The following is a 445-nucleotide window of genomic DNA, read 5'->3' as shown; positions in this document are numbered from 1 at the left end:
TTCCAACAATATCAATCAGTTGCTGTTGATGAAATAAGCCAACAATATCGTCGCCATTAAAGGTTGTTACGCGAGTATCTTGTAGATCGGCCAGTGCTAATAATTCTGGATCTGCTTGAGAATGAGCAATTACATAGGTTTGTGAAGGCTGCATAACGGTAATAGGAAGACTGAGTGTACTACTGCTCCAGTCCTGTGCACCATTATGGGCAATTCTTAGCGTGTATTGTTCAAGATTGATATTTTCTTGACTAATATTAGTGAGTTCTATCGCTTTGTTGTTTCCTGAACCTTCAGTTGTTTCTGAAATGATTATTTGGCTATGGGCTGGTAATGCGCACATTATTGCAAGTGCGACTATATTTACTTTATTCATCATAAACTCATATCTATAAGCTGCAATTTATATCAATATTTTAAACGATACTAAAATTATCATTGTGAT

The 445-nt window shown here is 35.7% G+C and carries 1 protein-coding gene; it reads right to left on the bottom strand.

The features are described 5' to 3' along the window. Positions 1-379 (bottom strand): lamin tail domain-containing protein (locus Q5762_RS37170; protein ID WP_315896728.1); only part of this gene is annotated, 379 nt, incomplete at its 3' end. Between the last annotated feature and the right edge of the window lie 66 nt (positions 380-445).

It is taken from the genome of Streptomyces sp. P9(2023) (assembly GCF_032436795.1).
GTDB lineage: Bacteria > Actinomycetota > Actinomycetes > Streptomycetales > Streptomycetaceae > Streptomyces.
This window is presented reverse-complemented; position numbering and strand designations above follow the sequence as displayed.